This is a genomic window from Vibrio sp. 970, from assembly GCF_033339075.1.
In genome coordinates this window covers 1-511 of record NZ_JAWOTW010000853.1, presented here as the reverse complement: position 1 = coordinate 511, position 511 = coordinate 1, and the positions used below count along the sequence as shown (strand labels likewise).

Here is a 511-nt window from a genome sequence, read left to right as displayed (position 1 = left end):
TCATAAATTAATCCTTAATAAATCAAACCTCCCCAAAAAAGATTTAATGATTCATTTATTATAGATTAATTTAAATGTGTAAAACTGGGGTATAAATCACACAGTTACAAAGCTAATATGTTAAGTGGTGATTGTCAAATGTTTTTTAATGTATAAAATCTGATTTTTATAAACTTAATCTTCGTTATAGAGTTCTTCGTAATCGATAAGATGCATGTTTCTATCAATCCGTTTTAAATCTTCAAAAGCAAAAAATTTCTTAGCTAATCGAATGGCGTAATAAGGTTCGGTCGTATTTGAAAGTATTAACTCTCGACTATGAGGAACATGGACAAACTCAATACTGCCAAATCTAGTCTTATAAAAGCCCGATTCACCCGTTGTGCCGAGAATTAAAATCATCGGGATCTGAGAGATAACACTCCATCTTGAAAGGGCATCTTCGAAAGATATATAACACAGTTCGCCTTCTCGCAGTGACAAAGCTAGTTTGTCAAAGAAATCAGGCGGC

At 32.9% G+C, this 511-nt stretch carries 1 protein-coding gene; it reads right to left on the bottom strand.

The annotated features are described in order from the left end of the window. Window positions 1–174: 174 nt before the first annotated feature. The coding region (locus R7Q11_RS29555) for a hypothetical protein (RefSeq protein ID WP_225467386.1) at window positions 175–511 on the bottom strand (337 nt) is incomplete at its 5' end.